Source organism: Providencia lanzhouensis, assembly GCF_050469745.1.
GTDB lineage: Bacteria > Pseudomonadota > Gammaproteobacteria > Enterobacterales > Enterobacteriaceae > Providencia > Providencia lanzhouensis.
Window position 1 is genome coordinate 2,769,790 of the sequence record NZ_CP174123.1, and the last position, 26,161, is coordinate 2,795,950.

A 26,161-nucleotide genomic window follows, 5' to 3' on the forward strand; every position below is an offset into this window, starting at 1 on the left:
GAATAATGACTACAGACTTTCAATAATCACCGTTGCAGCCGCATAGTGTCGTTCATCAGTAATTGAAACATGAAAATGCGTGGCTTTTAAGCTATTGGCTAATTTTAACGCTTCACCGCTCAGTGACAGTAATGGCTTGCCTAGCTCATCGTTTGTGACTTCAAACTGATTAAAAGCCAAACCATTACGGATCCCCGTACCTAATGCCTTAGCCGCCGCTTCTTTCACTGCAAATCGCTTAGCAAGAAAACGCGCAGGCTTAGTTTGTTGCTGGTATTGCGCATATTCATGCTCTGTTAAAATACGCTTCGCTAAGCTATCTGCGGAGCGCTCGATAACAGATTCAATACGCGTAATCTCAACAATATCTGTACCTAAACCTACAATAGCCATTATTTACGTGCTTCTGTGAGTAAGTTTTTCATGTCAGACACTGCTTGAGCTAAACCGCTAAACAGTGCACGCCCAATAATCGCGTGACCGATATTCAGCTCATAAATTTCAGGCAGCGCTGCGATACGTTGAACATTATGGTAAGTCAGTCCATGCCCCGCATTCACTTTAATACCTTTACCTGCAGCATAACTTACGCCATCACGAATACGGCGGAACTCAAGCTCTTGCTCTTGTTCAGTTTTGGCATCCGCATATGCGCCTGTGTGAATTTCAATAAATGGCGCTCCACACTCTTGAGCAGCATCAATTTGTTCATGATCCGCATCGATAAATAAAGAAACTAAAATACCTGCTTCGGCCAGCCGTTTTACTGCGGATGCGACTTTTTGTTTTTGCCCTGCGACATCAAGTCCGCCTTCAGTGGTCACTTCCTCGCGCTTTTCAGGAACCAAACAGCAATAAGTCGGCTTAATACGACAAGCAATGTCAATCATCTCATCTGTGACTGCCATTTCAAGGTTCATACGCGTTTGAATGGTTTGGTTGAGCAGTTCAACGTCTCTATCGGTAATATGACGGCGATCTTCACGTAAGTGGATAGTGATCCCGTCGGCTCCAGCTTGCTCAGCAACAAATGCCGCTTGAACAGGGTCAGGATATTGTGTTCCTCTTGCATTTCTAACAGTTGCAATGTGGTCAATGTTAACGCCCAATAACAGCTCAGCCATGTTTAACTCCCTATGAATAAACAGTCACTTATTTCTTGTCTGCCATATCCTACTGCAATTTATGGAATTGGGGGAAAAAATATCTCTTTCTTCCTTACTGATTCCAAACTAATAATAATATTTCATCAATTACATTCATTTTTTGGGAAGCGCCTCGAAGAAAGTAAATAGCGCAAAAAAATTTGTCTCGCTCACCTTCCGTTTTATGGTTACAACAGTTTGGATGACAGCCATTTGCAATTACAACAGATAAAAATAGCGCCATAAAACAAAATCGAATAATTTCTATGACTTAGTCATGTTCTGAGAAGGGGTAGTAAATTGCCTGAAAAGTTCACGGCTTTTAAGAGGTTTACCACCTAGGTAAGGTTTTAGTGCCATGCGGGTAAACCGTTTAGCAGCTTTTAAGGTGTCGGCATCTGGGAATTCTCGGTCGGCTAACGCTCTTAATTGCTTACCCGTGAACGTGAGTTGGTCAACAACTAGGCTGCCGATAAACCCTTTTTCTTCACGGTAACGGTAGGTCATGGTGTCTGAAACTGGCTCACCACTGCCCGCACAATGTAAAAAATCTACGCCATAACCGAGATAAGACAGCAAAGCGAGCTCGAACTGGCGTAATGCAGATTCAGGCGTGTGTTCACTCCCTGCTAAAACTTGCAAACAATTGAGGTAATCAAAAAATAGAGATGAATAAGGTGTACCGAACTCAATAACCCGAGCGGTAAGTTCATTAAGATATAAACCGCTATATAGAACAGTGCCACTGAGAGGGAGAGCAAGAGAGACAGGGTCAGCATTGATAAGAGTTTTGATTTCACCTTTGCCACTCCAACGGATCAACAAAGGTGTAAAAGGCTGTAAACAGCCTTTTAATGGTGAGCGGTTGCGTCTCGCACCCTTTGCTAGCAAACGAATTTTACCTTCCCCTTCCGTGAAAAAGTCAATTAATAGACTTGTTTCACTGTAAGGACGGGAATGGAGCACAAACGCGCGTTGCCAACCACTCACGGTGTCACCGATTATTTTAAATCGTCAACATAGCCCAGACTGCGCAGTGCTCTTTCGTCATCTGCCCAACCGGATTTAACTTTAACCCAAAGCTCTAAGTGAACTTTCGTTTCAAACAGGCGTTCCATATCAATACGAGCTTCTGTACCAATGGTTTTCAGCTTGCTACCTTTATTACCGATAACCATTTTTTTCTGGCCTTCACGCTCAACTAAAATCAGACCGTTGATATGGTAGCCGCCTTTATCCATCTCTTTAAACTGTTCAATTTCAACAGTCACAGAGTACGGTAACTCATCACCTAAGAAACGCATCAGTTTTTCACGGATAATTTCAGAAGCCATAAAACGCTGAGAGCGGTCTGTAATATAGTCTTCAGGGAAGTGGTGAATAGCTTCAGGGATATGCTGTTTCACAATCTTCGCGATGGTATCAACACCAGTGCCTTTTTCTGCACTGATTGGTACGACATCCAAGAAATTCATTTTTTGGCTGATCATACCGATGTGTGGCAGTAAGCTGGTTTTATCCACCACATTATCAATTTTGTTGATCGCCAAAATAACTGGGCAACGTAAGCTAGATAGCTTGTTCAGCACCATTTCATCATCTGGTGTCCAGTGGGTACCTTCAACCACAAAAATAACCAATTCAACATCGCCAATAGAGCTAGATGCTGCGCGGTTCATCAAACGGTTAATCGCTCTTTTTTCTTCGATGTGAAGACCAGGGGTATCGACATAGATAATTTGGTAATTATCTTCTGTGTGGATCCCCATAATACGGTGGCGAGTTGTCTGAGGCTTTCTCGATGTGATCGAGACTTTTTGCCCCAGTAACTGGTTTAACAGTGTTGATTTCCCAACATTTGGTCGTCCAACTATGGCAACAAAACCACAGTGGGATTGTAATTCACTCATTCAATCTCCAAGATTTTCAATGCTTGTTCTGCTGCGGCTTGCTCCGCTTTACGACGGCTTGAACCTATGCCGTTAATCGGCTCTTCAATGCCGCTCACTTGGCAATGGATCGTAAATTCTTGATCATGAGCTTCACCTTTCACATGTACCACTAAATAGTTCGGCAGTGGAAGATGACGTCCTTGCAGATATTCTTGTAGCCGCGTTTTCGGGTCTTTTTGTTTATCACCCGGACTAATTTCATCCAATCTTACTTTGTACCATGCCAGAATGATCTCTTCGATAGTTTGAATATTACTGTCGAGGAAAATCCCACCAATTAAGGCTTCAACGGTATCAGCTAAGATTGATTCTCGGCGGAAACCGCCACTTTTTAATTCACCCGGGCCTAAACGTAAACATTCACCGAGTTCAAATTCACGGGCAATTTCCGCCAGTGTATTTCCACGCACTAACGTTGCGCGCATACGGCTCATATCACCTTCATCCACCTTAGGAAAACGATGATAGAGATCGTTAGCAATCACAAAACTGAGAATTGAATCACCCAAAAATTCCAGTCTTTCATTATGTTTGCTGCTAGCACTTCTATGAGTTAATGCCTGAATTAATAAATCATTTTGCTGGAATGTATATCCCAGCTTACGCTGTAATTTTTCTAACAAAGAGGGGTTCATGTGCGCCCAACCATTCTACGTTTAATAAAAAAGCACACGCAACAGACCTGTAAAATCAGCTATTTTACAAAACTGTTGCGTTTGCACTGACTTCCGTCGACCATCACTCGTAAGTAATTGATATTCGAAAAAATAACTTTTATGAATTATCGGAATTTAACGAGGATAGTTAATAATTAGGAAGTCAATAATGTTTAAAACAACATTATTGTACACTGGGTAAAATAATAATGCTTATGATAATGCGAGTTTTCTAATGAAAACCCGCATTGTCTGAAATGAATTATAGAGGACCAATTCGGCTAAAGCGAATACCTGTAGGCCATTCGTTCTCTTGTTTATCTAAACTTAACCAAATAAACACTGCACGCCCCACTAAATTTTGCTCAGGAACAAAGCCCCACATACGGCTATCAGAGCTGTTGTCTCTATTATCCCCCATCATGAAATAGTGTTTCTCAGGCACAATCCACTCATTAAGCGGTAAACCTGGTTGTACATATTTTGATTGAGTAATGTAGTTATTAATCGTCAAAATTTGGTGCGTAACGGTATCTAATTTCTCACTTCGACCATATTGGCGTAGTGAGTTATTTGGTAACGCTTGGTCTACTGGGATTTGATAATTACCATATTGATTATCAACCACAGAGCTATTTTCAAATACCATTGTCCATTCACTTGGTTCTAATGGACCATAAGTGACCGGCAATTTTTCTGTGCATTTATTGTCTGCGCAGTTAGGGTAAATGGTCAGCTCTTTCGCTTCTGGGTTATAAATGATTTTATCCCCCGGCAAACCAATAACGCGTTTCACGAAGTCTACATTTGGCTCTTTCGGATATTTAAATACCGCAATATCTCCACGATTAGGCTTACCCGTTTCGATTAATGTGGTTTGAGTAATAGGATCTTTCAATCCATAAGAAAACTTCTCAACCAGCATAAAATCACCAACTAAGAGCGTTGGCATCATCGAACCTGATGGGATTTGGAACGGCTCATAAATAAACGAACGAACAATCAAAACAATGGCTAACACAGGAAAAATTGAGGTTCCCGTTTCCAGCCACGACGGACGACGAACCGCTTTCGCAAGTTCATCTTCGTTCATTGAGCCGTTTGTTACTTCCCGCAATTTTTTAAGTTTCGCTTTACGTGCTGGCGCAAACTTAAATTTATCTAAGCACCAAATAATCCCTGTCACCAGTGTTGCCAGTGTGAGGATCAGGGCAAATGTGTTAGCCATTAAGACTCCTTGTAAACTTAGCTGTCTTTACCAACGTGCAATATAGCAAGGAACGCTTCTTGTGGGAGTTCAACGTTACCCACTTGCTTCATACGTTTCTTACCGTCCTTTTGCTTCTGTAACAGTTTCTTCTTACGGCTAACGTCACCGCCATAACATTTGGCAAGAACGTTTTTGCGCAGCTGTTTCACTGTAGAACGAGCAATAATGTGGTTACCAATTGCTGCTTGGATAGCAATATCAAACTGTTGACGTGGAATAAGCTCTTTCATTTTTTCCACTAACTCACGTCCGCGGTACTGCGAGTTGCCACGGTGAGTGATCAGCGCTAAAGCGTCGACACGTTCGTTGTTGATTAACACATCCACACGCACCATGTCTGACGTTTGGAAACGCTTGAATGAATAATCTAAAGAAGCATAACCACGAGAGGTTGATTTTAAACGGTCAAAGAAATCCAGAACCACTTCTGACATCGGAATTTCGTAGGTTAGAGAAACCTGATTCCCGTGGTAAACCATGTTGGTTTGTACGCCACGTTTTTCAATACACAGAGTGATAACGTTACCTAAATACTCTTTAGGCATCAGCATATGGCACTCAGCGATAGGCTCTCTTAACTCTTCGATGTTATTCAGCGGTGGTAATTTCGACGGACTATCCACATAAACAATCTCGCCGTTAGTTTGCTGAACTTCATAAACTACCGTTGGTGCCGTGGTGATCAGATCAAGATCGTATTCGCGTTCTAAACGCTCTTGAATGATTTCCATGTGCAGTAAGCCAAGGAAACCACAACGGAAACCGAATCCTAATGCTGTTGACGTTTCTGGTTCATAGAACAAAGAAGCATCGTTCAGGCTTAATTTACCCAATGCATCGCGGAAGGCTTCATAGTCATCAGAGCTAACAGGGAACAAACCCGCATAGACTTGAGGTTTAACTTTTTTGAAGCCTGGTAATGCTTTATCTGCTGGGTTACGAGCACCAGTTAAAGTATCCCCGACAGGTGCGCCAGTGATGTCTTTAATCGCACACACTAACCAGCCTACTTCACCGCAGTTAAGCACATCACGGTCAATTTGTTTTGGTGTGAAAATACCGAGGCGATCCGCGTTATACACGTTGCCCGTACTCATCACTTTAACTTTGTCACCTTTTTTCAATGTTCCGCTTTTAATACGGATCAGAGAAACAACGCCTAAATAGTTATCGAACCAAGAGTCGATAATTAGCGCTTGTAACGGTGCATCGCCATCACCTTCTGGCGGTGGGATTTCTTTTACTAAACGTTCGATAACATCTTGGACACCGATACCGGTTTTCGCAGAACAACGAACAGCATCATGGGCATCAAGACCCACAATGTCTTCAATCTCATCAGCAACACGCTCAGGATCAGCGGCTGGTAAATCAATCTTGTTAAGGACTGGAACGACTTCCAAGTCCATTTCAATTGCGGTATAGCAGTTCGCCAAGGTTTGAGCTTCAACACCTTGCCCTGCATCCACAACTAATAATGCGCCTTCACACGCCGCCAATGAACGAGAAACTTCATAGGAGAAGTCCACGTGTCCTGGAGTGTCGATAAAGTTCAGTTGGTAAGTTTCACCATCCGCTGCTTTATAATCGAGCGTTACGCTTTGTGCTTTAATGGTGATACCACGTTCACGTTCCAGATCCATAGAGTCTAAAACCTGAGCCGCCATTTCACGGTCAGTTAAGCCACCACAGATTTGAATAATACGATCTGACAACGTGGATTTTCCGTGGTCGATATGTGCAATGATCGAAAAGTTTCTAATGTTTTTGATTTTCAAGGTAATATCTTCTTTTAAATTGCCTTACAAAATCAGTTTTGAGCAAATTTTGCCACAAAACTAAAATGCTATGATTATCACAAGATTGCTAATTAGCAGCATTTTACATACAAGAACCCACTAACACAAAGATTCAATGTAAAACAACTGTAAACTAGCCAAAGTTGAATGAGTTACTTATTTCATTTTTCTTCATTTTTGAACGACCAAAAACAAAATCGCCTGTAGTAAAAAGCTTATGTCGTGAAAGCTTAGCTACAGGCGATGATGTGAGACAATGGCATTCAACCATGTGTTTGAACGCTGATTTCGCCGGGGGGCAGCCCTATTTGTAAAACGATAGGCTGAAAATCGATTTTATTGCGCCAACGTGAAGCCATTTCTCTCGCAGTGAAAAAGCCAGCAAACCCACCGAAAATGCCTGCTAATGCAACCCATACCTGCTCAAATTCAGCTAATTGAGCCAATGCGGCAAATATAAACAATCCAACCAATGGCGTTAAATAGACTAACATAGCAGAACGTAGCAAGCTTCCTTCAGGAATACCTACTTCAATTTTTTGTCCAACAACCAAAGGCTGTTCAACTTCAATTTCCAATTCATGCTCTGTGTTAGGTCCTATTTTGTTTAAAGCATATGAACCGCAAGCCGCACGAGCGCTGCAACTTCCACATCCGGCTGAAGAGCCATAACGCAATAACGCTCGTCCTTTCTGCCACCTAACTACCGTTGCCCATTCTTTTACCATGATTTACTCCCGAAACTGAATGCTACTCGCAATTAACTGGGATGTTGATAGCGGTAGCTCCCCTATTATCGTAATCACATTTTGCTTTTGAGTCATGGTGTAAATTGTGCGGCGACCATTTTGTAGCGGCTGATCCAGTAAAGGACCTTTCGATGTTTTTGTCACATTAACCGAAAAGGTGAATAACCCATCGCTGAACATCGCTGTTTCAATGATGTCATCATCACTCAATTTTCGCGTAGAGCGAGACACTTCCTCAAAGCCTGGAGGCAGCATTCCCACCCGCCATTTAAATGATGGGTTTTCATTTTTTGGCGATACCAATAATGGTGGTAAATTCACATTACTGAGGGATTTCAATGAATCTTGTACATTTTTGCTATCTAAAACAGTCGAAATTACCCGGAACTGTTCCAGTGTTTGATTATTGTTGTCGAGCAAATCAACACGCAGTGGCAATTTAGTTTCTTCATCGATTAGTAACACATAATTAAATCGAGAATTATCTTTTGAAATAATACGGATGACTAATGCGGGTCTATCACCAATATGCGTACGGCCAGCATCAATAAAATTATAATAAGGCTGAATTTTTTGGTAATCAGCAAAAAGTACCGTAGGTAAGTTATCAATGATATGTTCGCCATTCAGGCTAAACGCATCGAATCCCGGTTCAAAATAACTAATTCGGTTGCCATTTTGTACTATTTCTCGGCGAGATGAATCCATTTGGATCATTTGAGAAATAGGAACACCATTGATAATCGCATGGCGATAGCGCACTGGAACGATATTTTGCGGATTGAATGTCATAAACGACATTTCATATGACAGGTTCTGGGCAGCCGTTCCCATTTCTTTGAAAAGAACATCGGCATCCGTAGATGATGCCGACGCTTGATTAGATATAATCAGGCTGCCCGTCAGGCAGAGGACGGATAACCATTTATTCATTATTGCAGTTTAACCCCTGCTGATGCGGTATTTTTATCACTGTCTTGATGTGGCTGATTCAGCATCGAACGTCTTTCAATTTCATACTGTTGCAGCATGGCATTGATACGTTGATTCTGTTGTTCGATTTGCTGAGACTGTTGCTCAGTGCCAAACAATTGGCTATCTGAAATATTTAAGCTAACTGGCGCACCACGTCCGACAGGAACAGTATTAAATACAGGATCATCCACAGTAGAATCGACGCTATTGCTTTGATTGTATTGTTGAACACCCACAATTACAGCGAGTGATACACATGCAGCCACACCGATTTGCGTAATTTGGCTAGCCCATGGACGAATTTTGTTCCAAAACGGGAAACCACTCCAGCTTGCAGGTTCTGGTTGTGATTCAACAACTGCTTGAGGATTAATTCGCACCGGTTCATTTTCCAGCGCTGCCGCAACTTTACTTGCAATATCAAAATGAATGACATCGCCTGTATCATTACGCAGAGTATCACGAACAAGATGATAGCTCTCCCAACGTTGCTTTAACGTTGAATCACATGAAATGGTGTTAATAAGTTCTAAATCTAGAGCTTCACCATCCATCATTGCGGAAAGTTTCTCTCTTTGCATGCCCAATTACCTTCAGTTAATTGCTCACAGTTAAATGGTAACTCGCGACCCAACCAATTAATGTTGTTGGATCAACGGCTGAACTTTTTCATCAATTGCTTCCCTTGCTCTAAAGATCCGTGATCGAACGGTACCCACAGGGCAATCCATCACTTCGGCTATCTCTTCGTAGCTTAAGCCATCAAGTTCACGTAGCGTGATTGCCATTCGGAGATCTTCTGGCAGTGACTCAATGGTACGGAAAACAACTCGCTTTAATTCATCAGACAACATTAAGTTCTCTGGGTTCGAAATTTCTTTTAATGCGCCGGCTGATTCGAAGTTTTCTGCGTCGCTTGCTTCTAGATCTGACGCGGGAGGACGTCTATCTTGCGCGACTAAGTAGTTCTTTGCCGTGTTGACAGCAATTCGATAAAGCCAAGTATAAAAGGCACTGTCGCCACGGAACGAGCCGATTGCACGATAAGCCTTAATAAACGACTCTTGTGCAACATCAGGCACATCCGCTTGCGGTACATAACGAGAAACGAGACTTGCAACCTTATGCTGGTATTTAATCACCAGTAAATTGAAAGCTTGTTGATCGCCTTTTTGTACTTTCTCAACCAATATTTGGTCTGTCAGCTGCTCGCTCATTCCAGGAACCATCTCCTGAACACAGATTGATAATGACTTAACTTGTTCATCTTCTCCCTTCCTTAAGCAAGCCTAACTTCGAGTAATAAAAACTGATGAAGTTCAATTTATTCCAAAAATAATCGAAAATAATTTCAAAAAATGGGATCGATGTTTCTTAATCGATCTCATTGATCCTTGTGAGCACTACCTAATAGTATACACAAAACAGGCATATCTACGGCATGATTACGTGGAATTTATTCATTCACATTGGCACTTTTCATTTAGCCAATAGTTTTTTCCAAAATAAATGATGATTTTCCAAATAAACTAAAGTGTAGCTAAATAATATAGTTCTTTAAGAACTCAAAATGCGATTAATACATAGTCACAAGCAGCTCGATAGGCTAACATAAAATTCTCTATAGAAACACAACACACAAACACTTATGAACGCATCCACACAGCATGACACTGATATTTTAATCATTGGAAGTGGTGTCGCAGGATTATCAGCCGCACTCCGGCTTGCACCCTTTCATCAAGTTACTATTCTCAGCAAAAGCACCCTCAGTGATGGTGCATCTTATTACGCTCAGGGCGGAATAGCCGCCGTTTTCGATGACACCGACAGCATAGAATCCCATGTTAATGACACGCTTGTGGCTGGCGCGGGGATCTGCGAAAAGAGCGCCGTAGAGTTTATTGCATCAAACGCCAAACATTGTGTTCAATGGCTGATTGACCAAGGGGTTTTATTTGATACCGAAGTCAACGAAACAGGGGAAACTCAGTATCACCTCACCCGAGAAGGCGGACACAGTCATCGCCGTATTTTGCATCATGCAGATGCCACCGGAAAAGAGGTTGAAACCACCCTTGTTAATCTTGCTTTCGAACACCCGAATATCCAGATCAAAGAACGCTACAATGCGGTTGATCTGATCCTCGAAGATAAAACCCAACAAAATACCCGCTCCCGTATTGTCGGTGCCTATGTTTGGAATCGCCAAAAAGAGCAAGTCGAAACTATACGAGCAAAAACTATCGTCTTAGCCACAGGTGGCGCTGCGAAGGTTTATCAATACACCACCAACCCTGATATCTCATCCGGTGATGGTATTGCCATGGCATGGCGGGCAGGCTGCCGCGTAGCTAATTTGGAATTTAACCAGTTTCATCCAACCTGTTTATTCCACCCTCAAGCACGTAATTTCCTACTCACCGAAGCTTTACGAGGTGAAGGCGCTCACTTAAAACGCCCTGATGGTAGCCGATTCATGCCAGATTATGACGCGCGTTGTGAATTAGCACCGCGGGATATTGTCGCCAGAGCTATCGACCATGAAATGAAACGCCTCGGGGCAGACTGCATGTATCTGGACATCAGCCACAAATCCCCTGAGTTTATTCAGCACCACTTCCCCACCATTTATGCCAAATTACTCACCTTAGGTTTAGATTTAACCCAAGAGCCGATCCCGATAGTTCCCGCAGCACACTATACCTGCGGCGGCGTTGTTGTTGACCCGACAGGCATGACAGATGTGCCGAATCTTTATGCTATTGGTGAAGTGAGTTATACCGGGCTACATGGTGCCAATCGCATGGCGTCCAACTCATTACTTGAATGTCTAGTTTATGGGTGGGCTGCCGCAGAAAATATCATCAAAACGATCAACCAGATCCCTGAGGTTTCTGAACTCCCTGAATGGGATGAAAGCCGAGTCCATAACTCTGACGAACAAGTTGTCATTCAGCATAACTGGCATGAGTTACGCTTATTTATGTGGGATTACATGGGGATAGTAAGAACCACAAAACGCCTTGAACGCGCTTTGCGTCGTATTCATTTACTTCAACAAGAAATTAATGATTACTATGCTAATTTCCGCATCTCCAATAACTTACTGGAACTACGCAACTTAGTCCAAGTTGCAGAACTAATGGTGCGCTGCGCCTTAGAACGTAAAGAGAGTCGCGGTTTGCACTATACCTTAGACTACCCTGAACTTTTACCCGATTCTGGTCCAACCGTTTTAACCCGCTAATATTCACCGCCTATCTGTGCATTAGCCGCAGATAGGCTTTTAATACTTAAGATAAAATGGCTGGATCAACGAGATAAACTCATCCGTATAGCTATCATCTGGTTGTTTCAATGTTAAAGACGAAATAACCGGTTCCATCATCTTAATCGTCAACCCTAATAGCATCCGATGATATGGTGTATGGGCTTTATCCTGAACTTGCGCGCGATAGGCTAAATACCAACCACTCGCCATTGCCATCGCTTCGACTTTCTGCCCTACATCATAAGGCAATACCAAACAAAAAATCCCGTCTGGTGCCAAGCATCGTTTCGCGCTATCTAATAATACTTGGTGAGTAAGTGTTCCGGTATAGCGAGCTTGATCGCGTTTTTCATCCCGACACGCTACCGCGGGCTCAAAATAAGGAGGATTACTCACGATTAATTCATACTGATGGTTAGGCTGTTCGCTAAACGTAATAATGTCCTGATGGAACACTCGCAGCCGTTCAGACCATGGAGATTCATCAAAATTTTCCTGTGCTTGTAACGCCGCAGCGTCATCAAGTTCAACCGCATCAACCTGCACTTGCTCACTACGCTGAGCCAGCATTAAGGCAATTAATCCGCTCCCGCTGCCTATGTCCAACGCGTATTTTGTCGAATTAAGAGGCGCCCACGCACCGAGTAATACCCCGTCAGTACCGACCTTCATCGCGCAACGATCATGAGCAACAAAAAATTGCTTGAAGGTAAACCCGCCTTTTCGATAACTCTTTTTTTGTTCGCTCATACTGCCACTCTGGTTTAAATAGGATTTGCGTGAATATTCTCAATTTCAACCCACAAATCTGCAAATTTAATCTAATTCTAATAATATTATTCTCGCATAATGAGAATGTGATTTGTTAGTGATTTTTTTTACTGCTAAGTTCGAGAAAAAGGAGATGCCATGAACAGTATTAATAGAACACTAGATATCTTATCGTTTGTCACGACTTGCGCGTCTCCAATCACACCGCAAACCATTTCCAAAGAGTTAGATATTCCTCTCTCAACGGTTTATCGGCTTTTAACTATTCTCATAAACTGGGAATTTATAACTTACTCTAAGCAATATGGCACTTATACCGTTGGTGCGCAGAGTATCAAAACTCAAGAAAAATACTATCACCACAGTTTGTTGATGACCTCGTCAAAATCAGAGCTGCATGCATTAGCGAAAAAGACCCAAGAAACTGCGGCAATTATCACCGCCAACCTACGGGAAACCATCTGTGTCGATAAAATTGATAGTGAACAAGCCGTACGCTGCTCTTTTATTGTGGGACATGGCAATACCGTGATCCGCGGCGCTAGTGCAAAAACCCTCTTAGCTTACCGTGATGAACAATACCAAGAATTGGTCTTCGAAACTCACGCCAAGCAGCTACACAAAGATAACTATTTACAGAAATTAAAACAGGATCTAATCCAAATCCGTCAACAGGGCTATGGCATTTCTGTTGGTGAAATTGATGCTGGTGTTTTTGGCGCATCGGCACCTGTTTTTAAAGGCAATGATATTTTAGCTGTCGTCTCTGTCATGGCACCCGAATTTCGTGCCGTCAACCGTGTCGATGAGCTGATTAAAGCCACATGCCAAACGGCCCAAAATATAACAAAACTGATTAACTTGGAGTAACTATGACACAACCTTTTCAATGGCAGGGTCGTACTGATGGTGAAACACAGGAACATTTACGCATTCACCAAGTCATCAACCAACATTCACCTGCGGAGTTTGCCATTATCGGCTTCGCTTCGGACGAAGGTGTTCGCCGCAATAAAGGCCGCCAAGGCGCTAAATCTGGTCCTGATACTATCCGTCGTCAACTTGCTGGCCTGCCTATCCACCAGCCACTGGCTATTCGTGATGTGGGAACAGTAAGTTGTGATGATGGCGATCTGGAAGCGGCTCAACGCCGCCTATCCGATGAGATAATCTCAGTGTTAGAACTGCGCCAAAAACCCATTGTTTTAGGCGGTGGGCACGAAGTTGGCTTTGCGAGCTTCCAAGGTGTTTTCGATTTTGTTCAAAAACATCAACCAGAAAAAACCATTGGGATCATCAATTTTGATGCGCACTTTGATTTACGCGAAGCCCCAGAAGCCACATCTGGCACGCCATTTTTACAATCGTCACAACTGTGCGCTAAGCACCAGCGCCCTTTCAATTACCTATGTTTAGGCATCGCAGATCACGGTAATACCAAGGTGTTATTTGATACAGCGGATCGCTTAGGTTGCCACTATATTCGCGATAAAGCTTTAACCGCAAGCTTATTACCCCAAGCAATTGAACAGATTAAACAATTTATAAATTCAGTGGATTACCTGTATGTCACTGTGGATTTGGATGTGTTCTCTGCAGGTATCGCACCGGGAGTCAGCGCGCCAGCCGCTCGAGGGATTTCTACTGAAACATTTGATGAATTATTTAGTGTCATCAAATCTAGCGGCAAGATTGCACTGTTTGATATCGCTGAGTGCAATCCTGAATTTGATATTGATAACCACACATCAAAACTAGCAGCTTACTTGGTTTACCAATATTTATTCTAAAAACAACAAACACAATAAAACGACTGATAAACAACTTTACCTTGTCTTTCAAAATATAAATAAAAGCTTAGTCAACTAAGCAACTAGTTAAAAATAAACAGCATTGTGCCCCTAAAGCTGTAGCACGAAAAACAATTTTATCGTGTCTTTAACAAGACATTTATACCCTTGGATTTCGAGTTACAGCTAGGCGGTGAACGAAGGTAGCCCTAGGAACATACACAAGTATGTGACTAGGGGACCTGAGAGAAACCAACAACGCTGTAGCACGAAAGACAAAGTATAAATAAAGGGAAAAATATGACATTCCAAATCGACACACTCACCACCCTCTTCCTGACTGTAGTTTGCCTACTGATGGGTGTTCACCTCAAAAAACGCATTGAATGGCTGCAACGTTTCTGTATTCCCTCACCGGTCATTGGTGGTTTTTTAGTCAGCTTGCTTATTTGGGGATTAAAGTCTTTCGATTTAGCTGAAATTACTTTCGATACCAGCTTACAGTCATTCTTAATGGTGGCATTCTTTACAACTGTTGGTATTGATGGCAGCTTCCGCGTATTAAAAAGCGGTGGACGCTTACTCATTACTTACCTATTAATTTGCTGGACATTGGTTATTTTCCAAGACACCTTTGGTGCTGGTCTGGCGCATTTATTAGGTATCGACCCGGTTATCGGGATCATGGCTGGCGGTGTTTCCTTAACAGGTGGACACGGTGGTGCGGCTGCCTTTGGTGGTATGGCTGAAGGTCTTGGCGTACAGTCTGCAACTGTTGCGGCTATTGCAGCAGCAACGTTTGGTCTGATTTCAGGAAGCTTATTAGGTGGCCCTATCGCGAGCTATTTAATTAAAAAACACAAAGTCACTATTCAAACCGAAGAACACATTGAAAGCGTGAAAGTTGAAGAGAAATTGGCTGGCAAAATCGATTCTATCGATGCCCATGCATTCTTAAAAATGTTAGCGCTTATTTTAGGTGTAATGGTTGTCGGTCAATTTGCTTCTGCGCAATTTACTAAAGCCACGGGATTCTCTTTACCAAGCTATGTCGGTGCAATGATTATCGCGATTATTGTGCGTAACATTAACGACCAAGTTGAAATTGTTCGTATTAACCAAAAATCCATCAACCTAATTTCAGATGTTTCACTGGGCTTATTCTTAACCATGGCGATGATGTCGCTTAAGATTTGGGAATTGAAAGTCATCGCCCTGCCATTATTCATCATCTTACTGGCGCAAACTATTGCCATCATCCTGTTCGTTGTTTTCGTCGTCTTCAGGCTGTTAGGCAAAAACTACGATGCTGCAGTAATGTGTTCAGGCATGATGGGACATGGTTTAGGGGCGACACCGAACGCAATGGCAAACATGTCATCAGTCTGTGAGCGCTACAAACAAGTTTCTATGAAAGCGTTTATGATTGTGCCATTAAGCGGTGCTGTACTTATCGACCTCGTTGGAATTCCTTACCACACTTGGTTAATTAACATGCTCAGCTAATTCCACTTCATCCCTCTTACCAACCATACGACAGAGTTTGGTAAGAGGGAGCATTACCAGTAAGCCACTTCCTTGTATACCCCCCGCCAACAAAAACAGGTAAACTCTGCACAAAGCTGATTTTTGTGGTGAACAATTTTGCTAACCTGTTTATAATCAGCGCCCCAAATAGAGGTATATCATGACTGCATCCACTTTTTCTGAACTTGAGCTTGATGAGAGCCTGATCACCGCGCTGACCAATAAAGGTTACGAGCGCCCGACGGCCATCCAAGAAGCGGCAATCCCTCCTGCAATGGATGGACGCGACGTTTTAGGTTCAGCCCCAACCGGAACAGGTAAAACTGCGGCGTTCTTATTGCCAGCCATTCAACATTTACTTGATTTCCCAAGAAAAAAATCAGGTCCGCCTCGCGTTCTGATTTTAACACCAACTCGCGAACTCGCTATGCAAGTCGCTGATCAAGCTAAAGAGTTGTGTGCACATAATCATTTAGACGTTGCCACCATTACAGGCGGCGTTGCGTATATGAACCACGCTGAGGTTTTCAGCGAAAACCAAGATATCGTCGTAGCAACCACCGGACGTTTGCTGCAATACATTAAAGAAGAAAACTTCGATTGCCGCGCCGTAGAAATTTTGATCCTCGATGAAGCTGACCGTATGCTGGATATGGGCTTTGCGCACGATATAGAAACTATCGCAGGCGAAACCCGCTGGCGCAAGCAAACCATGTTGTTCTCTGCCACTCTTGAAGGTGAAGCAATTCGTGATTTTGCTGAGCGTCTACTCGAAGATCCTATCGAAATTGAAGCAGATCCTTCACGCCGTGAACGCAAGAAAATCCAACAATTTTACTATCGCGCTGACACGTTAGAGCATAAAACTGCGCTGCTGTGTCACCTTATCAAGCAAGAAGACGTCACCAAATCGATAGTCTTTGTGCGTAAGCGTGAACGCGTTCGTGAAGTTGTCCAATGGCTGCGTGAGGCAGGGATTGAACCTTGCTATATCGAAGGTGAAATGGTGCAAGCGAAGCGTAACGAAGCTGTTCGCCGCTTAGTGACTGGACAAGTTAAAGTCCTCGTTGCAACAGACGTGGCTTCTCGTGGATTAGACATTGAAAACGTCAGCCATGTTTTTAACTTTGACTTACCGCGCACCGCGGATGTCTATTTGCACCGTATCGGTCGTACCGGTCGTGCTGGACGCAAAGGAACTGCTCTGTCTTTAGTTGAAGCACACGATTTCCCTCTACTGGGTAAAATCACTCGCTACATCGAAGACCCAATTAAGATGCGAGTGGTAGATTCATTACGCCCAACAACCAAAGCGCCTTCTGAAGCGATGCTGAATAAGCCAAAACCCTCTAAGAAAGTGCTGGCTAAGCGTAAAGAGAAGAAAAAAGAAGAGCAAAGCAAGAAAAAAGAAAAAGTACGCCATCGCGATAAGAAAAATATCGGTAAACGTCGCACTCCAGCTATATCATCTACAACTACGCCATCTGCAACTGCGTCTGCGCCATCTAAAGCTGCACCGTCTGCAAGCGCAGCAGATAGCAATAAAACCAAGTAAAACTCAATCGAGTGATACTGACAAAAGCGGGCTTCGGCCCGTTTTTCATTTATTAACTTAAGTTCATTAACTTATAAACCTTCTCTCTCATAACCCGACTTTCATTGGTTAACGCTTCTGCTTTTATCATATGATTATCTAAAATATCTCGGCAGTTATAACCCTGATTATTTTCCATTCGCCAATCTGCGCCATTTGATAATAATAATTCAGCAACATCTAAAGAGTGGCTATTTAAAGCGTCATGCAACGGGGTATTTCCCAAATTATCTCTCACGTTGACCATTAAACCATTACTCAGCAAAATTTCTGATTGAGCCACTCTCCCGCTTTGAGCTGCTAAATGTAAAACTGTTTTTTGCTGAGCTAGCTGCATTTTTTTAATTCCCTGCCCGTATGGAGATTCCAATAATACTTTTATAAATTGGCTATTACCTGCACGAACAGATTGCATTGCCAGTTTATCAATATCACAGTGCTTATTTTTCATTGAAAGTAGCACTTTAAATTCACTAATATTTTCTTTCTTAATTGAATTTTTACAACTTTCTTGCCAATTAAAACTTTGGTTTTGCTCTACGTTAGGAAATTCATTCAACATAGAATCCGCTGTTTTATCAAATTCACCTGTAATCGCATTCCAATTATTCCATGGTTTATGTTTGCACATCATCCTAATAATCTTAACCATTGAATGTGCAATAAAGCTCCTGGTCAACAAACGGTGTGGTAACCAGTCTTTCCAAGAATTATGTTCGCTGTAAGCCATTTTGATACGGTTTCCCAACGCAGAAGGGATTGGTAACGTGTTTTGAAGTGCATCAAGCCAATCATATTGAACAGTATAAAAGCGTATCAAACCTTCATCTGCTTGTTGCTTAGCAATGTTATAATCCATTCCAATTTTATGTACTGTATTTTGTGCAAGCCCTGAAGGACTAAATGAAATACAAGGTGATTGACTCGCCAATGCGGCTATTGATGCAAGACCGCCCCCTAGAGAGTGCCCTGTACAGATAATATTACCTTTCACGGCTCGATATAGAATATTAGTTAACCCTACCGCCTGAAAGAATTGAGGTTCGTAATATCCTAGCCCTTGCCGAATATTGGCATAAAAATCGACAATATCATTCGTTCCCGCAAAGCAAATAATATACAGACCATTAAAACAACAAATATTCGATTGAAAACCTGTAAATTCATTATTTAAAAGTTCTGCATCTATGCCTAATTCATTAATTTTTGACGTGCTGAGTTTTTCTACTCCTTGAATATCACGCCAATTACTATGATAAGCACCTTGTGATAGTAACGCTAAAAGATAATCTTTATTCTGTGCATCTCTTCCTAGAAACTCCTCTCTCGTAACATTTTTAGACCATTTATCACGAGGGCTACATAATGAATCCGAAAATGTATTTTGTTGATATAAATTTAAACCTTCTTCAACAAAAGAAAGTTCGTCCTTACTTACTGTCTGCTGTATTGCTGTACTGAATGGCATAAATTCTCCCTAACAAATGCTGTATGCTGGAAGAATATTGAAATATAAATAACCAAGGGGGGAAATAATCAACTTTGTTAGGGGCAAATAAAAAAGCCATTGAGAACAATGGCTTTTAGAATTTATTAAGATAAGAGATCTATTGACCCCTTAATGTTTATTACAGGCTTTCAGTGAAAGTACGAGTAATAACGTCACGCTGTTGTTCAGGTGTTAATGAATTAAAACGCACTGCATAACCAGAAACACGGATAGTTAATTGCGGATATTTCTCTGGGTTTTTAACTGCATCTTCTAATGTTTCACGGCTTAATACGTTAACATTTAAGTGCTGGCCACCTTCTACGCGAACAGTTGGTTTCATTTCCAAAGGAACTTCGCGGCTCTCAAAAGCACCCAATTCATCTTTAGGAACAACCTGACCTTCGCTATAATCTGCTTTCGCACACACGCAACGAGCTTCATTTGTCTCGCTATCGATTAACCAGAAAGAGTTCAGCAGTGCTGCATTGTCACTTTTAGTAATTTGAATACCAGTAATCATCTCGACCTCCACGTTCGAATCAGATTTTGATCAATCTTTGCTAACTGTTTTTAATCGCTGTTGATTGGATAATTGGTCTAACCAACCTGTTTATCTAATATATACCAGCTAGAACCCCCAGATTCTTTGATATTTATCAAATGTTTCGTATGGTAATTAACCAGAGCGGTGCATCTTTATGATTTAAATCAATATTCATATTTAGACTTTTTAATTATTTTTTGTAAATTTTCAAATTAATTTGAAGTGCTTTTAGGGAGTTAGCGCGGAACAACACTTTATCTATGCGTCATGAACCAGTAAGCTACGAACTATAAAATACATCACTATGGGATCATTCATGTCAAATACGATGACTTGGCACGACGTAATTGGTGCGGAAAAATCACAAACCTATTTCAAAGAGACTCTCGCGTTTGTCGCAAAAGAAAGAGAAAGTGGAAAAGTAATCTACCCACCGCAAGAAGATGTTTTCAATGCGTTTCGCTATACCGAATTAGCGGACATCAAAATCGTGATCTTGGGGCAAGACCCTTATCATGGACCAGGACAAGCACACGGATTATCCTTTTCTGTACGTCCGGGAATTAAAGCACCGCCTTCACTCGTCAATATGTATAAAGAGCTTGAAAAAGATATTCCTGGGTTCGTCCGCCCGGGACATGGGTACTTGCTTAGCTGGGCGCAACAAGGGGTTTTACTCCTCAATACAGTATTAACTGTAGAACAAGGCAATGCGCACTCACATGCACATCTAGGCTGGGAAACGTTTACAGATAAAGTGATTCAGGCGATTAATGACCATACTGAGGGCGTGATTTTTCTTTTATGGGGCTCTCATGCACAGAAGAAAGGTCGCATTATCGATACTAAACGCCACCATGTGCTTAAAGCACCTCACCCATCACCACTTTCTGCGCATCGAGGCTTCTTAGGATGTGGTCATTTCTCGAAAGCTAATCAATTGCTTGAACAGCAAGACCGCGCACCTATTGATTGGTATCCGGTTATTCCTGAATAGATGCATTCTATAGCGATAAAATGCATTGGTGATAAAGTTCGTAGAAGTTCGCAATAGAAAAATGGGATGCTCAGCATCCCATTCTCGTTATATACCCTAAAACTATTTATGCTCTAAACTTATTTAGAAACAATGACCATTGCAGGACGCAACAGACGGTTATTCAAGGTATAACCCTTTTGCATCACGTTAATCACTTGACCTGCACTATGATCTGGGGATTCAATCATGGTCATTGCTTGGTGAACTTCCGGGTTGAATGGCACATTTGCCGCATCAACAGGCTCAATACCAAACTTAGAAACGGCATCTAAGAACGTTTTCAACGTAAGATCTAGGCCTTCTAGCATCGCTTTGGACTCTTCGTTGTCACGATCAGCTGCCTCAATTGCACGCTCTAAGTTATCAATAACAGGCAACAATTCATTGGAAAACTTCTCAAGCGCAAACTTGTGGGCTTTTTCAATATCTTGTTCTGTACGACGACGAATATTTTCGATTTCAGCGTGAGCACGTAACATCGCTTCGCGTTCAGTTTTACGGGAAGCTTCAAGTTGCTGTTCAAGCTCAGCAATACGCGCTGCTAACGCTTGTTCTTCGGCTTGTAAATCAGCTTGTTGAGTATCAACTTCTTGCTCTGCTTGCACTTTTTGTGTTTCATTTTGCTCAGAAGCTTGCTCATCATGCATGTTTTGTTCTTTACTACTCATGAATATCTCCGCGTATTTAGCAATAATTCTATCTATGGGAGTATTATGGGGATCTAATACAGGGATTCAAGGGAAGTCATACAACGAGGAGTTAAAAAAGTATGCAAAAGGCTAAGATGACACCATCTTCACAATTTAAAACTATCGGTATTGTCGGACACCCAAGGCACCCTGAAGCACTGGCGACCCATGAACTTATCTATCATTGGCTGATTTCAAAAAATTACCACGCAATAATTGATAAACAAGTGGCTAAGGATTTGAAATTAAAAGATGCCAATACAGGAACTTTAACAGAAATCGGTCAACAAGCCGATTTAGTCGTTGTGGTTGGCGGCGATGGCAACATGCTTGGGGCCGCGCGAATTTTATCCCGCTATAACAATAAAGTTATTGGCGTAAACCGCGGTAACTTGGGTTTTTTAACCGACCTAGACCCCGACAATGCCCTTCAACAACTGTCCTGTGTTCTTGATGGGGAATATCATGAAGAGCAGCGCTTTTTATTAGAAGCTCAAGTAATCAAGGCAAATCAAAAAGCCCGTAAAAGTAGCGCCATCAACGAAGTGGTTCTGCACCCAGGTAAAGTCGCTCATATGATTGAGTTTGAAGTTTACATTGATGAAAAATTTGCGTTTTCACAACGCTCAGATGGCTTAATTATTGCGACCCCGACAGGCTCAACAGCCTACTCTTTATCCGCTGGGGGACCTATCCTTACACCAAATCTAGACGCTATTGTACTCGTGCCGATGTTCCCACACACCCTATCGTCTCGCCCATTAGTTATCAGCAGCGACAGCAGTATCCGCTTAAAATTTTTACGAACCAATATTGATTATGAAGTGAGTTGCGACAGTCAAATTATGCTACCTATACAGGATGGCGAAGAGGTGATTATAAAGCGCAGCTCGAAGAGTCTGAATTTAGTTCACCCAAAAGATTACAATTATTTCAATACATTAAGTTCAAAACTCGGTTGGTCTAAAAAAACTTTTTAAATTTTTTGCACTGCCTCTTTACTGTATAAAAAAACAGGTTAAACTGTACAAAAACACAGATGTGTATTTAAACAGGAGAGCGCAGATGCTAACCCAACTAACCATCAATAATTTTGCTATCGTTCGTGAGTTAGAAATCGATTTTCGTAGCGGTATGACGACAATTACAGGTGAAACCGGTGCGGGTAAATCCATTGCTATCGATGCTCTTGGTTTATGTTTAGGTAACCGAGGTGAAGCCAACATGGTTCGCCCTGGTGCTCAACGTGCCGACTTATGTGCTCGCTTTTCACTGTCTGACGCTCAAATGGCAGCAAATTGGCTCATTGAGCATCAACTTGATAATCAAAATGAATGCTTACTGCGCCGCACCATCGCAACCGATGGGCGCTCTCGAGGCTTTATTAACGGTGTCTCCGTTCCCCTATCACAATTACGTGAACTTGGCGCATTACTGATCCAAATTCATGGTCAACATGCTCACCAGCTATTATTGGATAATGATCATCAACAATCCCTACTTGATGCCTATGCTAATCAGCAAGAATTACTCGCTCAAATGAAGCAAACGTGGCAAAAGTGGCATGAGTCTTGTCAGCAATTAGCTATTTTTCAAAAACAGATGCAAGAGCGTGAATCTCGCCAGCAATTGCTTGATTATCATTTAAAAGAGTTAAATGAGTTCCTACCCGTTCAAGGGGAGTTTGAGGAAATTGATCAAGAATATAAACAACTTGCTAATCACGGGCAATTTTTAACTATTGGGCAAACAACAGCACAAATTCTGACAGAAAGTGACGATGCGAACGTTATCAGCCTTCTCAATATGGCAAAAAATGAGCTTTCTGATTTAGTCGCTCTGAATCCTAAATTTTCAGGGTTATTGGATATGCTAGAAGAAGCGGCCATCCAAGTTAGTGAAGTCAGTGACGAAATTAAACATTACTGCGATCAATATGAATTAGACCCAAATCGTTTATTCGAATTAGAGCAGCGAATTTCCAAACAAATTAGTTTGGCACGTAAGCATCACGTCACACCTGAAGCCCTACCTGAACTTTTTCAACAATTAGTTGAAGAACAAAATCAGATAGCTAACCAAAATGAAGATTGTGAAGCTTTAAATGCGCAGGTCATTGCTGACCACCAAAAAGCGTTAGAATGTGCAGAACGTTTACATCATGTACGTCTGCATTATGCACAAGAGCTCAGCCAGCTAATTACCAGCAGTATGCACCAACTTTCAATGCCTCATGGCCTCTTCACGATTGATGTAAAATTTGTTCCTGAACATTTACAAATTGATGGCGCCTGCAAAGTCGAATTCAATGTCACCACTAACCCAGGACAGCCACATCAAGCATTAGCGAAAGTCGCATCAGGTGGTGAGTTATCTCGCATCGCTTTAGCCATTCAAGTGATCACCGCGAAAAAAATGGATACTCCAGCTTTAATTTTTGATGAAGTGGACGTGGGGATCAGTGGTCCAACCGCCGCTATCGTCGGGAAATTACTCCGTGAACTTGGTGAGTCCACCCAAGTTATGTGTGTAACTCACTTGCCTCAAGTTGCAGGCTGCGGTCATCACCATTTTTATGTTAGTAAAGAAACGAACGGTGTGGAAACCGAGACTCATATGCAGTTACTGGATAAAAAATCCAGATTACAAGAACTTGCACGGTTACTCGCTGGTTCAGAGGTAACAAAAAATACATTGGCTAATGCAAAAGAGTTGCTCGCAGCTTAAATTTCGACAACTTTTTTTATCTCCTGTTGTCTTAGAGTCGATCTGGAAGGTTTTAAATTGTATCAATGTCGATTATCATTGATGTTCTGACTCCAAAAGGAATGAGATATCCATGCGTTATAAATTGTTAACTGCTGCAGCACTATCATTCGCATTAATGTCCACGGGCTGTTCAATGATGGAACGTCTTGTCTATCATCCGGATATTAACCAAGGTAACTACCTAACGGCGAAAGATGTTGCGAAGATTAAAAAAGGAATGACACAGCAACAGGTTGCTTATGCTTTAGGCACGCCAATGATGACTGACCCGTTTGGTTCTCAGACTTGGTTTTATGTTTTCCGCCAAGAGCTGGGGCATGACCCAGTGAAGCAAGAAACATTGACGCTGACGTTTGATCGCAACGGTATCCTGACAGATATCAAAAACGAAAAAAACCTTGAAGCACAACAAGCCATGGAAGCTGGTGAAGTTAAAGCATCAGAACCAAAAGCAGCGGAATAACACCCTATATAGCGTAATGCTTGAGCGTGTATAATTTGAGTATATAAGTAACTACCTGCCCAATTATATGATGGGATAACAAACAGGTAGTTACTTTAGTGCTTTTATTTATCCCTTTATAGCTTCTCGCCAATACTCCTCTACGTTCTAGCCTATCAATCGACGCATCCATCGCACCCGCAAAGAAAAAACCTATATATTTGAAACAAAAAAACCGAGCTTTCACTCGGCTTCATATCATATAGATGCGTTCACTACGCAATATCTTATTTATTATTCTCTTTCGATTTTTCAGCTCGCTTGCGGCGTAACTCTTTCGGGTCGGCAATCAATGGGCGATAAATTTCGATTCTATCCCCTTCTTGAACGACATCACCCAATTTCGCAGGCCGACTATAAATGCCCACTTTATTTTTCTTTAAATCGATATCTGAACGCAACGTTAAAATACCCGATGCAATAATTGCATCTTCAATCGTGGTTCCTTCTGCAACTTTTACAGGAAGCAAAAATTGCTTTTCAGGTAATGCGTAAGTCACTTCAATATTGATGTCAGACACGGTAAACGACCTTAGCACGAGATGTAAATGCTTGAACCATATTGTTGGCCAGCTCTTTGAATATTTTACCGAATGCCAACTCAATCAGCTTATTCGTAAATTCAAAATCAAGATGAAACTCAATTTTACAGGCGTCAGCACTCAAAGGAATAAACTGCCATCCCCCAGATAGAGTTCTAAAAGGACCTTCAACTAACTGCATTTGGATACGTTTATTATCTTCCAGCGCATTTTTAGTAATGAAGGTTTTGCTAATTCCCGCCTTTGAAACCTCAACTGATGCCGTCATTTCTTCTGAATTTTGGCTAATGATTCGGCTTCCAACGCATCCTGGTAAAAAACTTGGATATGAAATCACATCATTCACAAGTTTATACATTTGTTCTGCGCTAAAAGGGACTAACGCAGAGCGACTAATCTGTGGCATATCAATTCCTATCCCCAAAAACTGCGCATATAATAGCACCATTGATGGGTTACTCAAAAAACAAAACCCGTGCAGGGCAAGAAATGCACAATCGCAAAAATATCAGTGTTGAACGATTTCATTCAACGCATCTTAACGTATAATGAATGAACTATGACAAAGAAAAAACCATATAAACCCGGTTCAGCAACAATTGCTATGAACAAACGTGCTCGCCACGAATATTCTATCGAAGAGGAGTTCGAGGCGGGTTTATCCCTACAGGGTTGGGAAGTTAAATCATTACGTGCGGGCAAAGCCAACATTGGCGATAGCTACGTTTTACTGCGCGATGGTGAAGCCTATCTGTTTGGTGCCAACTTTACACCACTGACAGTCGCATCATCCCATGTTGTCTGCGACCCAACCCGCAGTAGAAAACTACTTCTTAATCAACGTGAATTAGATACCCTTTACGGTAAAGTTAACCGCGAAGGCTATACTGTCATCGCTCTTTCCTTATATTGGAAAAACGCGTGGTGCAAAGTGAAAATTGGCGTCGCCAAAGGTAAAAAAGCCCACGACAAGCGTTCTGATATCAAAGATAGAGAGTGGCAATTAGATAAAGCACGTATAATGAAACATTCTAATCGCTAAGTCCTAGCTTTATAGAGTTATTTTCTGTTATACTGCACTC

At 41.9% G+C, this 26,161-nt stretch carries 27 protein-coding genes; 10 read left to right on the forward strand and 17 right to left on the reverse strand.

Features of this window, described 5'->3' with window-relative positions; translation table 11 throughout:
• Positions 1-9: 9 nt before the first annotated feature.
• The 11 genes from acpS to rpoE form a co-directional block, all read right to left on the reverse strand.
• Complete coding sequence (gene acpS, locus ACIH2S_RS13180; protein WP_036949441.1) at positions 10-393, reverse strand: holo-ACP synthase; 384 nt, start codon at positions 391-393, stop codon at positions 10-12.
• Entirely contained in the window at positions 393-1,124 is a 732-nt protein-coding gene (pdxJ, locus tag ACIH2S_RS13185) for a pyridoxine 5'-phosphate synthase (protein ID WP_108478527.1), read from the reverse strand. Before pdxJ ends, acpS begins: the two co-directional genes overlap by 1 nt.
• Positions 1,125-1,409: 285 nt before the next feature.
• Positions 1,410-2,135 (reverse strand): DNA repair protein RecO, encoded by a 726-nt coding sequence (recO, locus tag ACIH2S_RS13190; protein ID WP_430247564.1) that lies wholly within the window; start codon positions 2,133-2,135, stop codon positions 1,410-1,412.
• An 11-nt stretch (positions 2,136-2,146) separates the two neighbouring features.
• Positions 2,147-3,055, reverse strand: coding sequence for a GTPase Era (gene era / locus ACIH2S_RS13195; RefSeq protein WP_036949437.1), 909 nt, complete (start codon positions 3,053-3,055; stop codon positions 2,147-2,149).
• A complete protein-coding gene (rnc, locus tag ACIH2S_RS13200) occupies positions 3,052-3,732 on the reverse strand; it encodes a ribonuclease III (protein WP_036949435.1) in 681 nt (226 codons plus the stop codon). Before rnc ends, era begins: the two co-directional genes overlap by 4 nt.
• A gap of 283 nt (positions 3,733-4,015) precedes the next feature.
• Positions 4,016-4,981: a signal peptidase I gene (lepB, locus tag ACIH2S_RS13205; protein WP_036949433.1), complete on the reverse strand. Its 966-nt coding sequence runs from the start codon at positions 4,979-4,981 to the stop codon at positions 4,016-4,018.
• Between the two features lie 17 nt (positions 4,982-4,998).
• Positions 4,999-6,795: a translation elongation factor 4 gene (gene lepA, locus ACIH2S_RS13210; RefSeq protein ID WP_036949554.1), complete on the reverse strand. Its 1,797-nt coding sequence runs from the start codon at positions 6,793-6,795 to the stop codon at positions 4,999-5,001.
• A 290-nt stretch (positions 6,796-7,085) separates the two neighbouring features.
• The gene (rseC, locus tag ACIH2S_RS13215; protein WP_036949432.1) at positions 7,086-7,550 is read right to left on the reverse strand and encodes a SoxR-reducing system protein RseC; all 465 of its coding nucleotides are present in this window, start codon (positions 7,548-7,550) and stop codon (positions 7,086-7,088) included.
• Between the two features lie 3 nt (positions 7,551-7,553).
• On the reverse strand, positions 7,554-8,504 hold the full coding sequence (gene rseB, locus ACIH2S_RS13220; RefSeq protein ID WP_036949430.1) for a sigma-E factor regulatory protein RseB: 951 nt from the start codon (positions 8,502-8,504) through the stop codon (positions 7,554-7,556).
• The gene (gene rseA / locus ACIH2S_RS13225; RefSeq protein WP_036949428.1) at positions 8,504-9,127 is read right to left on the reverse strand and encodes an anti-sigma-E factor RseA; all 624 of its coding nucleotides are present in this window, start codon (positions 9,125-9,127) and stop codon (positions 8,504-8,506) included. Before rseA ends, rseB begins: the two co-directional genes overlap by 1 nt.
• Positions 9,128-9,184: 57 nt before the next feature.
• Positions 9,185-9,763: an RNA polymerase sigma factor RpoE gene (rpoE, locus tag ACIH2S_RS13230; RefSeq protein WP_006661282.1), complete on the reverse strand. Its 579-nt coding sequence runs from the start codon at positions 9,761-9,763 to the stop codon at positions 9,185-9,187.
• Positions 9,764-10,194: 431 nt separating this feature from the next.
• On the opposite strand from rpoE, the gene nadB reads away from it, so the two are divergent.
• Entirely contained in the window at positions 10,195-11,796 is a 1,602-nt protein-coding gene (gene nadB, locus ACIH2S_RS13235; RefSeq protein ID WP_036949425.1) for an L-aspartate oxidase, read from the forward strand.
• A 39-nt stretch (positions 11,797-11,835) separates the two neighbouring features.
• Here the strand turns inward: nadB and trmN are convergent, their stop codons facing one another.
• Positions 11,836-12,570 carry a tRNA(1)(Val) (adenine(37)-N(6))-methyltransferase TrmN gene (gene trmN / locus ACIH2S_RS13240; RefSeq protein ID WP_108478523.1) on the reverse strand — a complete coding sequence of 245 codons (735 nt, stop codon included), beginning with the start codon at positions 12,568-12,570 and terminating at the stop codon, positions 11,836-11,838.
• A gap of 159 nt (positions 12,571-12,729) precedes the next feature.
• Here trmN and ACIH2S_RS13245 point away from each other — a divergent pair, with 159 nt between their 5' ends.
• The 4 genes from ACIH2S_RS13245 (at position 12,730) to srmB (ending at position 17,463) form a co-directional block, all read left to right on the forward strand.
• Positions 12,730-13,461, forward strand: a complete 732-nt coding sequence (locus ACIH2S_RS13245) for an IclR family transcriptional regulator (protein WP_036949422.1) — start codon at positions 12,730-12,732, stop codon at positions 13,459-13,461.
• A gap of 2 nt (positions 13,462-13,463) precedes the next feature.
• A complete protein-coding gene (hutG, locus tag ACIH2S_RS13250) occupies positions 13,464-14,381 on the forward strand; it encodes a formimidoylglutamase (RefSeq protein ID WP_108478522.1) in 918 nt (305 codons plus the stop codon).
• 300 nt (positions 14,382-14,681) lie between these two features.
• Positions 14,682-15,887 carry a sodium/glutamate symporter gene (gltS, locus tag ACIH2S_RS13255; protein WP_036949418.1) on the forward strand — a complete coding sequence of 402 codons (1,206 nt, stop codon included), beginning with the start codon at positions 14,682-14,684 and terminating at the stop codon, positions 15,885-15,887.
• Between the two features lie 181 nt (positions 15,888-16,068).
• Positions 16,069-17,463: an ATP-dependent RNA helicase SrmB gene (srmB, locus tag ACIH2S_RS13260; RefSeq protein ID WP_230082521.1), complete on the forward strand. Its 1,395-nt coding sequence runs from the start codon at positions 16,069-16,071 to the stop codon at positions 17,461-17,463.
• A gap of 52 nt (positions 17,464-17,515) precedes the next feature.
• Here srmB and ACIH2S_RS13265 read toward each other — a convergent pair whose 3' ends face one another.
• The gene (locus ACIH2S_RS13265) at positions 17,516-18,970 is read right to left on the reverse strand and encodes an ankyrin repeat domain-containing protein (protein WP_154634645.1); all 1,455 of its coding nucleotides are present in this window, start codon (positions 18,968-18,970) and stop codon (positions 17,516-17,518) included.
• Between the two features lie 160 nt (positions 18,971-19,130).
• A complete protein-coding gene (grcA, locus tag ACIH2S_RS13270; RefSeq protein ID WP_108478520.1) occupies positions 19,131-19,514 on the reverse strand; it encodes an autonomous glycyl radical cofactor GrcA in 384 nt (127 codons plus the stop codon).
• Positions 19,515-19,854: 340 nt separating this feature from the next.
• On the opposite strand from grcA, the gene ung reads away from it, so the two are divergent.
• Positions 19,855-20,535: a uracil-DNA glycosylase gene (gene ung / locus ACIH2S_RS13275; protein ID WP_349487917.1), complete on the forward strand. Its 681-nt coding sequence runs from the start codon at positions 19,855-19,857 to the stop codon at positions 20,533-20,535.
• A 119-nt stretch (positions 20,536-20,654) separates the two neighbouring features.
• On the opposite strand, the gene grpE is transcribed toward ung, so the two are convergent.
• Positions 20,655-21,245 carry a nucleotide exchange factor GrpE gene (gene grpE, locus ACIH2S_RS13280; RefSeq protein WP_036949413.1) on the reverse strand — a complete coding sequence of 197 codons (591 nt, stop codon included), beginning with the start codon at positions 21,243-21,245 and terminating at the stop codon, positions 20,655-20,657.
• Positions 21,246-21,361: 116 nt separating this feature from the next.
• Here grpE and nadK point away from each other — a divergent pair, with 116 nt between their 5' ends.
• The 3 genes from nadK to bamE all read left to right on the forward strand — a co-directional run bounded on the left by nadK (position 21,362) and on the right by bamE (position 24,498).
• Positions 21,362-22,246: an NAD(+) kinase gene (nadK, locus tag ACIH2S_RS13285; RefSeq protein ID WP_181478775.1), complete on the forward strand. Its 885-nt coding sequence runs from the start codon at positions 21,362-21,364 to the stop codon at positions 22,244-22,246.
• Positions 22,247-22,331: 85 nt separating this feature from the next.
• The gene (gene recN / locus ACIH2S_RS13290; protein WP_108478518.1) at positions 22,332-23,993 is read left to right on the forward strand and encodes a DNA repair protein RecN; all 1,662 of its coding nucleotides are present in this window, start codon (positions 22,332-22,334) and stop codon (positions 23,991-23,993) included.
• A 112-nt stretch (positions 23,994-24,105) separates the two neighbouring features.
• Complete coding sequence (gene bamE, locus ACIH2S_RS13295; protein WP_036949409.1) at positions 24,106-24,498, forward strand: outer membrane protein assembly factor BamE; 393 nt, start codon at positions 24,106-24,108, stop codon at positions 24,496-24,498.
• Positions 24,499-24,764: 266 nt separating this feature from the next.
• Here bamE and ACIH2S_RS13300 read toward each other — a convergent pair whose 3' ends face one another.
• Both ACIH2S_RS13300 and ACIH2S_RS13305 read right to left on the reverse strand, forming a co-directional pair.
• Positions 24,765-25,058, reverse strand: coding sequence for an RnfH family protein (locus ACIH2S_RS13300; RefSeq protein WP_108478517.1), 294 nt, complete (start codon positions 25,056-25,058; stop codon positions 24,765-24,767).
• On the reverse strand, positions 25,051-25,485 hold the full coding sequence (locus ACIH2S_RS13305) for a type II toxin-antitoxin system RatA family toxin (RefSeq protein ID WP_036949406.1): 435 nt from the start codon (positions 25,483-25,485) through the stop codon (positions 25,051-25,053). The genes ACIH2S_RS13300 and ACIH2S_RS13305 overlap by 8 nt, the downstream gene beginning before the upstream one ends.
• A 153-nt stretch (positions 25,486-25,638) precedes the next feature.
• Here ACIH2S_RS13305 and smpB point away from each other — a divergent pair, with 153 nt between their 5' ends.
• Positions 25,639-26,121: an SsrA-binding protein SmpB gene (gene smpB / locus ACIH2S_RS13310; RefSeq protein ID WP_006814817.1), complete on the forward strand. Its 483-nt coding sequence runs from the start codon at positions 25,639-25,641 to the stop codon at positions 26,119-26,121.
• Positions 26,122-26,161: the final 40 nt, after the last annotated feature.

Bases quoted from the DNA above. Each gene is read 5' to 3' on its own strand.
- acpS (WP_036949441.1), bottom strand. From the start codon at position 393: ATGGCTATTGTAGGTTTAGGTACAGATATTGTTGAGATTACGCGTATT.
- pdxJ (WP_108478527.1), bottom strand. From the start codon at position 1,124: ATGGCTGAGCTGTTATTGGGCGTTAACATTGACCACATTGCAACTGTT.
- era (WP_036949437.1), bottom strand. From the start codon at position 3,055: ATGAGTGAATTACAATCCCACTGTGGTTTTGTTGCCATAGTTGGACGA.
- rnc (WP_036949435.1), bottom strand. From the start codon at position 3,732: ATGAACCCCTCTTTGTTAGAAAAATTACAGCGTAAGCTGGGATATACA.
- lepB (WP_036949433.1), bottom strand. From the start codon at position 4,981: ATGGCTAACACATTTGCCCTGATCCTCACACTGGCAACACTGGTGACA.
- rseC (WP_036949432.1), bottom strand. From the start codon at position 7,550: ATGGTAAAAGAATGGGCAACGGTAGTTAGGTGGCAGAAAGGACGAGCG.
- rseB (WP_036949430.1), bottom strand. From the start codon at position 8,504: ATGAATAAATGGTTATCCGTCCTCTGCCTGACGGGCAGCCTGATTATA.
- rseA (WP_036949428.1), bottom strand. From the start codon at position 9,127: ATGCAAAGAGAGAAACTTTCCGCAATGATGGATGGTGAAGCTCTAGAT.
- rpoE (WP_006661282.1), bottom strand. From the start codon at position 9,763: ATGAGCGAGCAGCTGACAGACCAAATATTGGTTGAGAAAGTACAAAAA.
- nadB (WP_036949425.1), top strand. From the start codon at position 10,195: ATGAACGCATCCACACAGCATGACACTGATATTTTAATCATTGGAAGT.
- trmN (WP_108478523.1), bottom strand. From the start codon at position 12,570: ATGAGCGAACAAAAAAAGAGTTATCGAAAAGGCGGGTTTACCTTCAAG.
- ACIH2S_RS13245 (WP_036949422.1), top strand. From the start codon at position 12,730: ATGAACAGTATTAATAGAACACTAGATATCTTATCGTTTGTCACGACT.
- hutG (WP_108478522.1), top strand. From the start codon at position 13,464: ATGACACAACCTTTTCAATGGCAGGGTCGTACTGATGGTGAAACACAG.
- gltS (WP_036949418.1), top strand. From the start codon at position 14,682: ATGACATTCCAAATCGACACACTCACCACCCTCTTCCTGACTGTAGTT.
- srmB (WP_230082521.1), top strand. From the start codon at position 16,069: ATGACTGCATCCACTTTTTCTGAACTTGAGCTTGATGAGAGCCTGATC.
- ACIH2S_RS13265 (WP_154634645.1), bottom strand. From the start codon at position 18,970: ATGCCATTCAGTACAGCAATACAGCAGACAGTAAGTAAGGACGAACTT.
- grcA (WP_108478520.1), bottom strand. From the start codon at position 19,514: ATGATTACTGGTATTCAAATTACTAAAAGTGACAATGCAGCACTGCTG.
- ung (WP_349487917.1), top strand. From the start codon at position 19,855: ATGTCAAATACGATGACTTGGCACGACGTAATTGGTGCGGAAAAATCA.
- grpE (WP_036949413.1), bottom strand. From the start codon at position 21,245: ATGAGTAGTAAAGAACAAAACATGCATGATGAGCAAGCTTCTGAGCAA.
- nadK (WP_181478775.1), top strand. From the start codon at position 21,362: ATGACACCATCTTCACAATTTAAAACTATCGGTATTGTCGGACACCCA.
- recN (WP_108478518.1), top strand. From the start codon at position 22,332: ATGCTAACCCAACTAACCATCAATAATTTTGCTATCGTTCGTGAGTTA.
- bamE (WP_036949409.1), top strand. From the start codon at position 24,106: ATGCGTTATAAATTGTTAACTGCTGCAGCACTATCATTCGCATTAATG.
- ACIH2S_RS13305 (WP_036949406.1), bottom strand. From the start codon at position 25,485: ATGCCACAGATTAGTCGCTCTGCGTTAGTCCCTTTTAGCGCAGAACAA.
- smpB (WP_006814817.1), top strand. From the start codon at position 25,639: ATGACAAAGAAAAAACCATATAAACCCGGTTCAGCAACAATTGCTATG.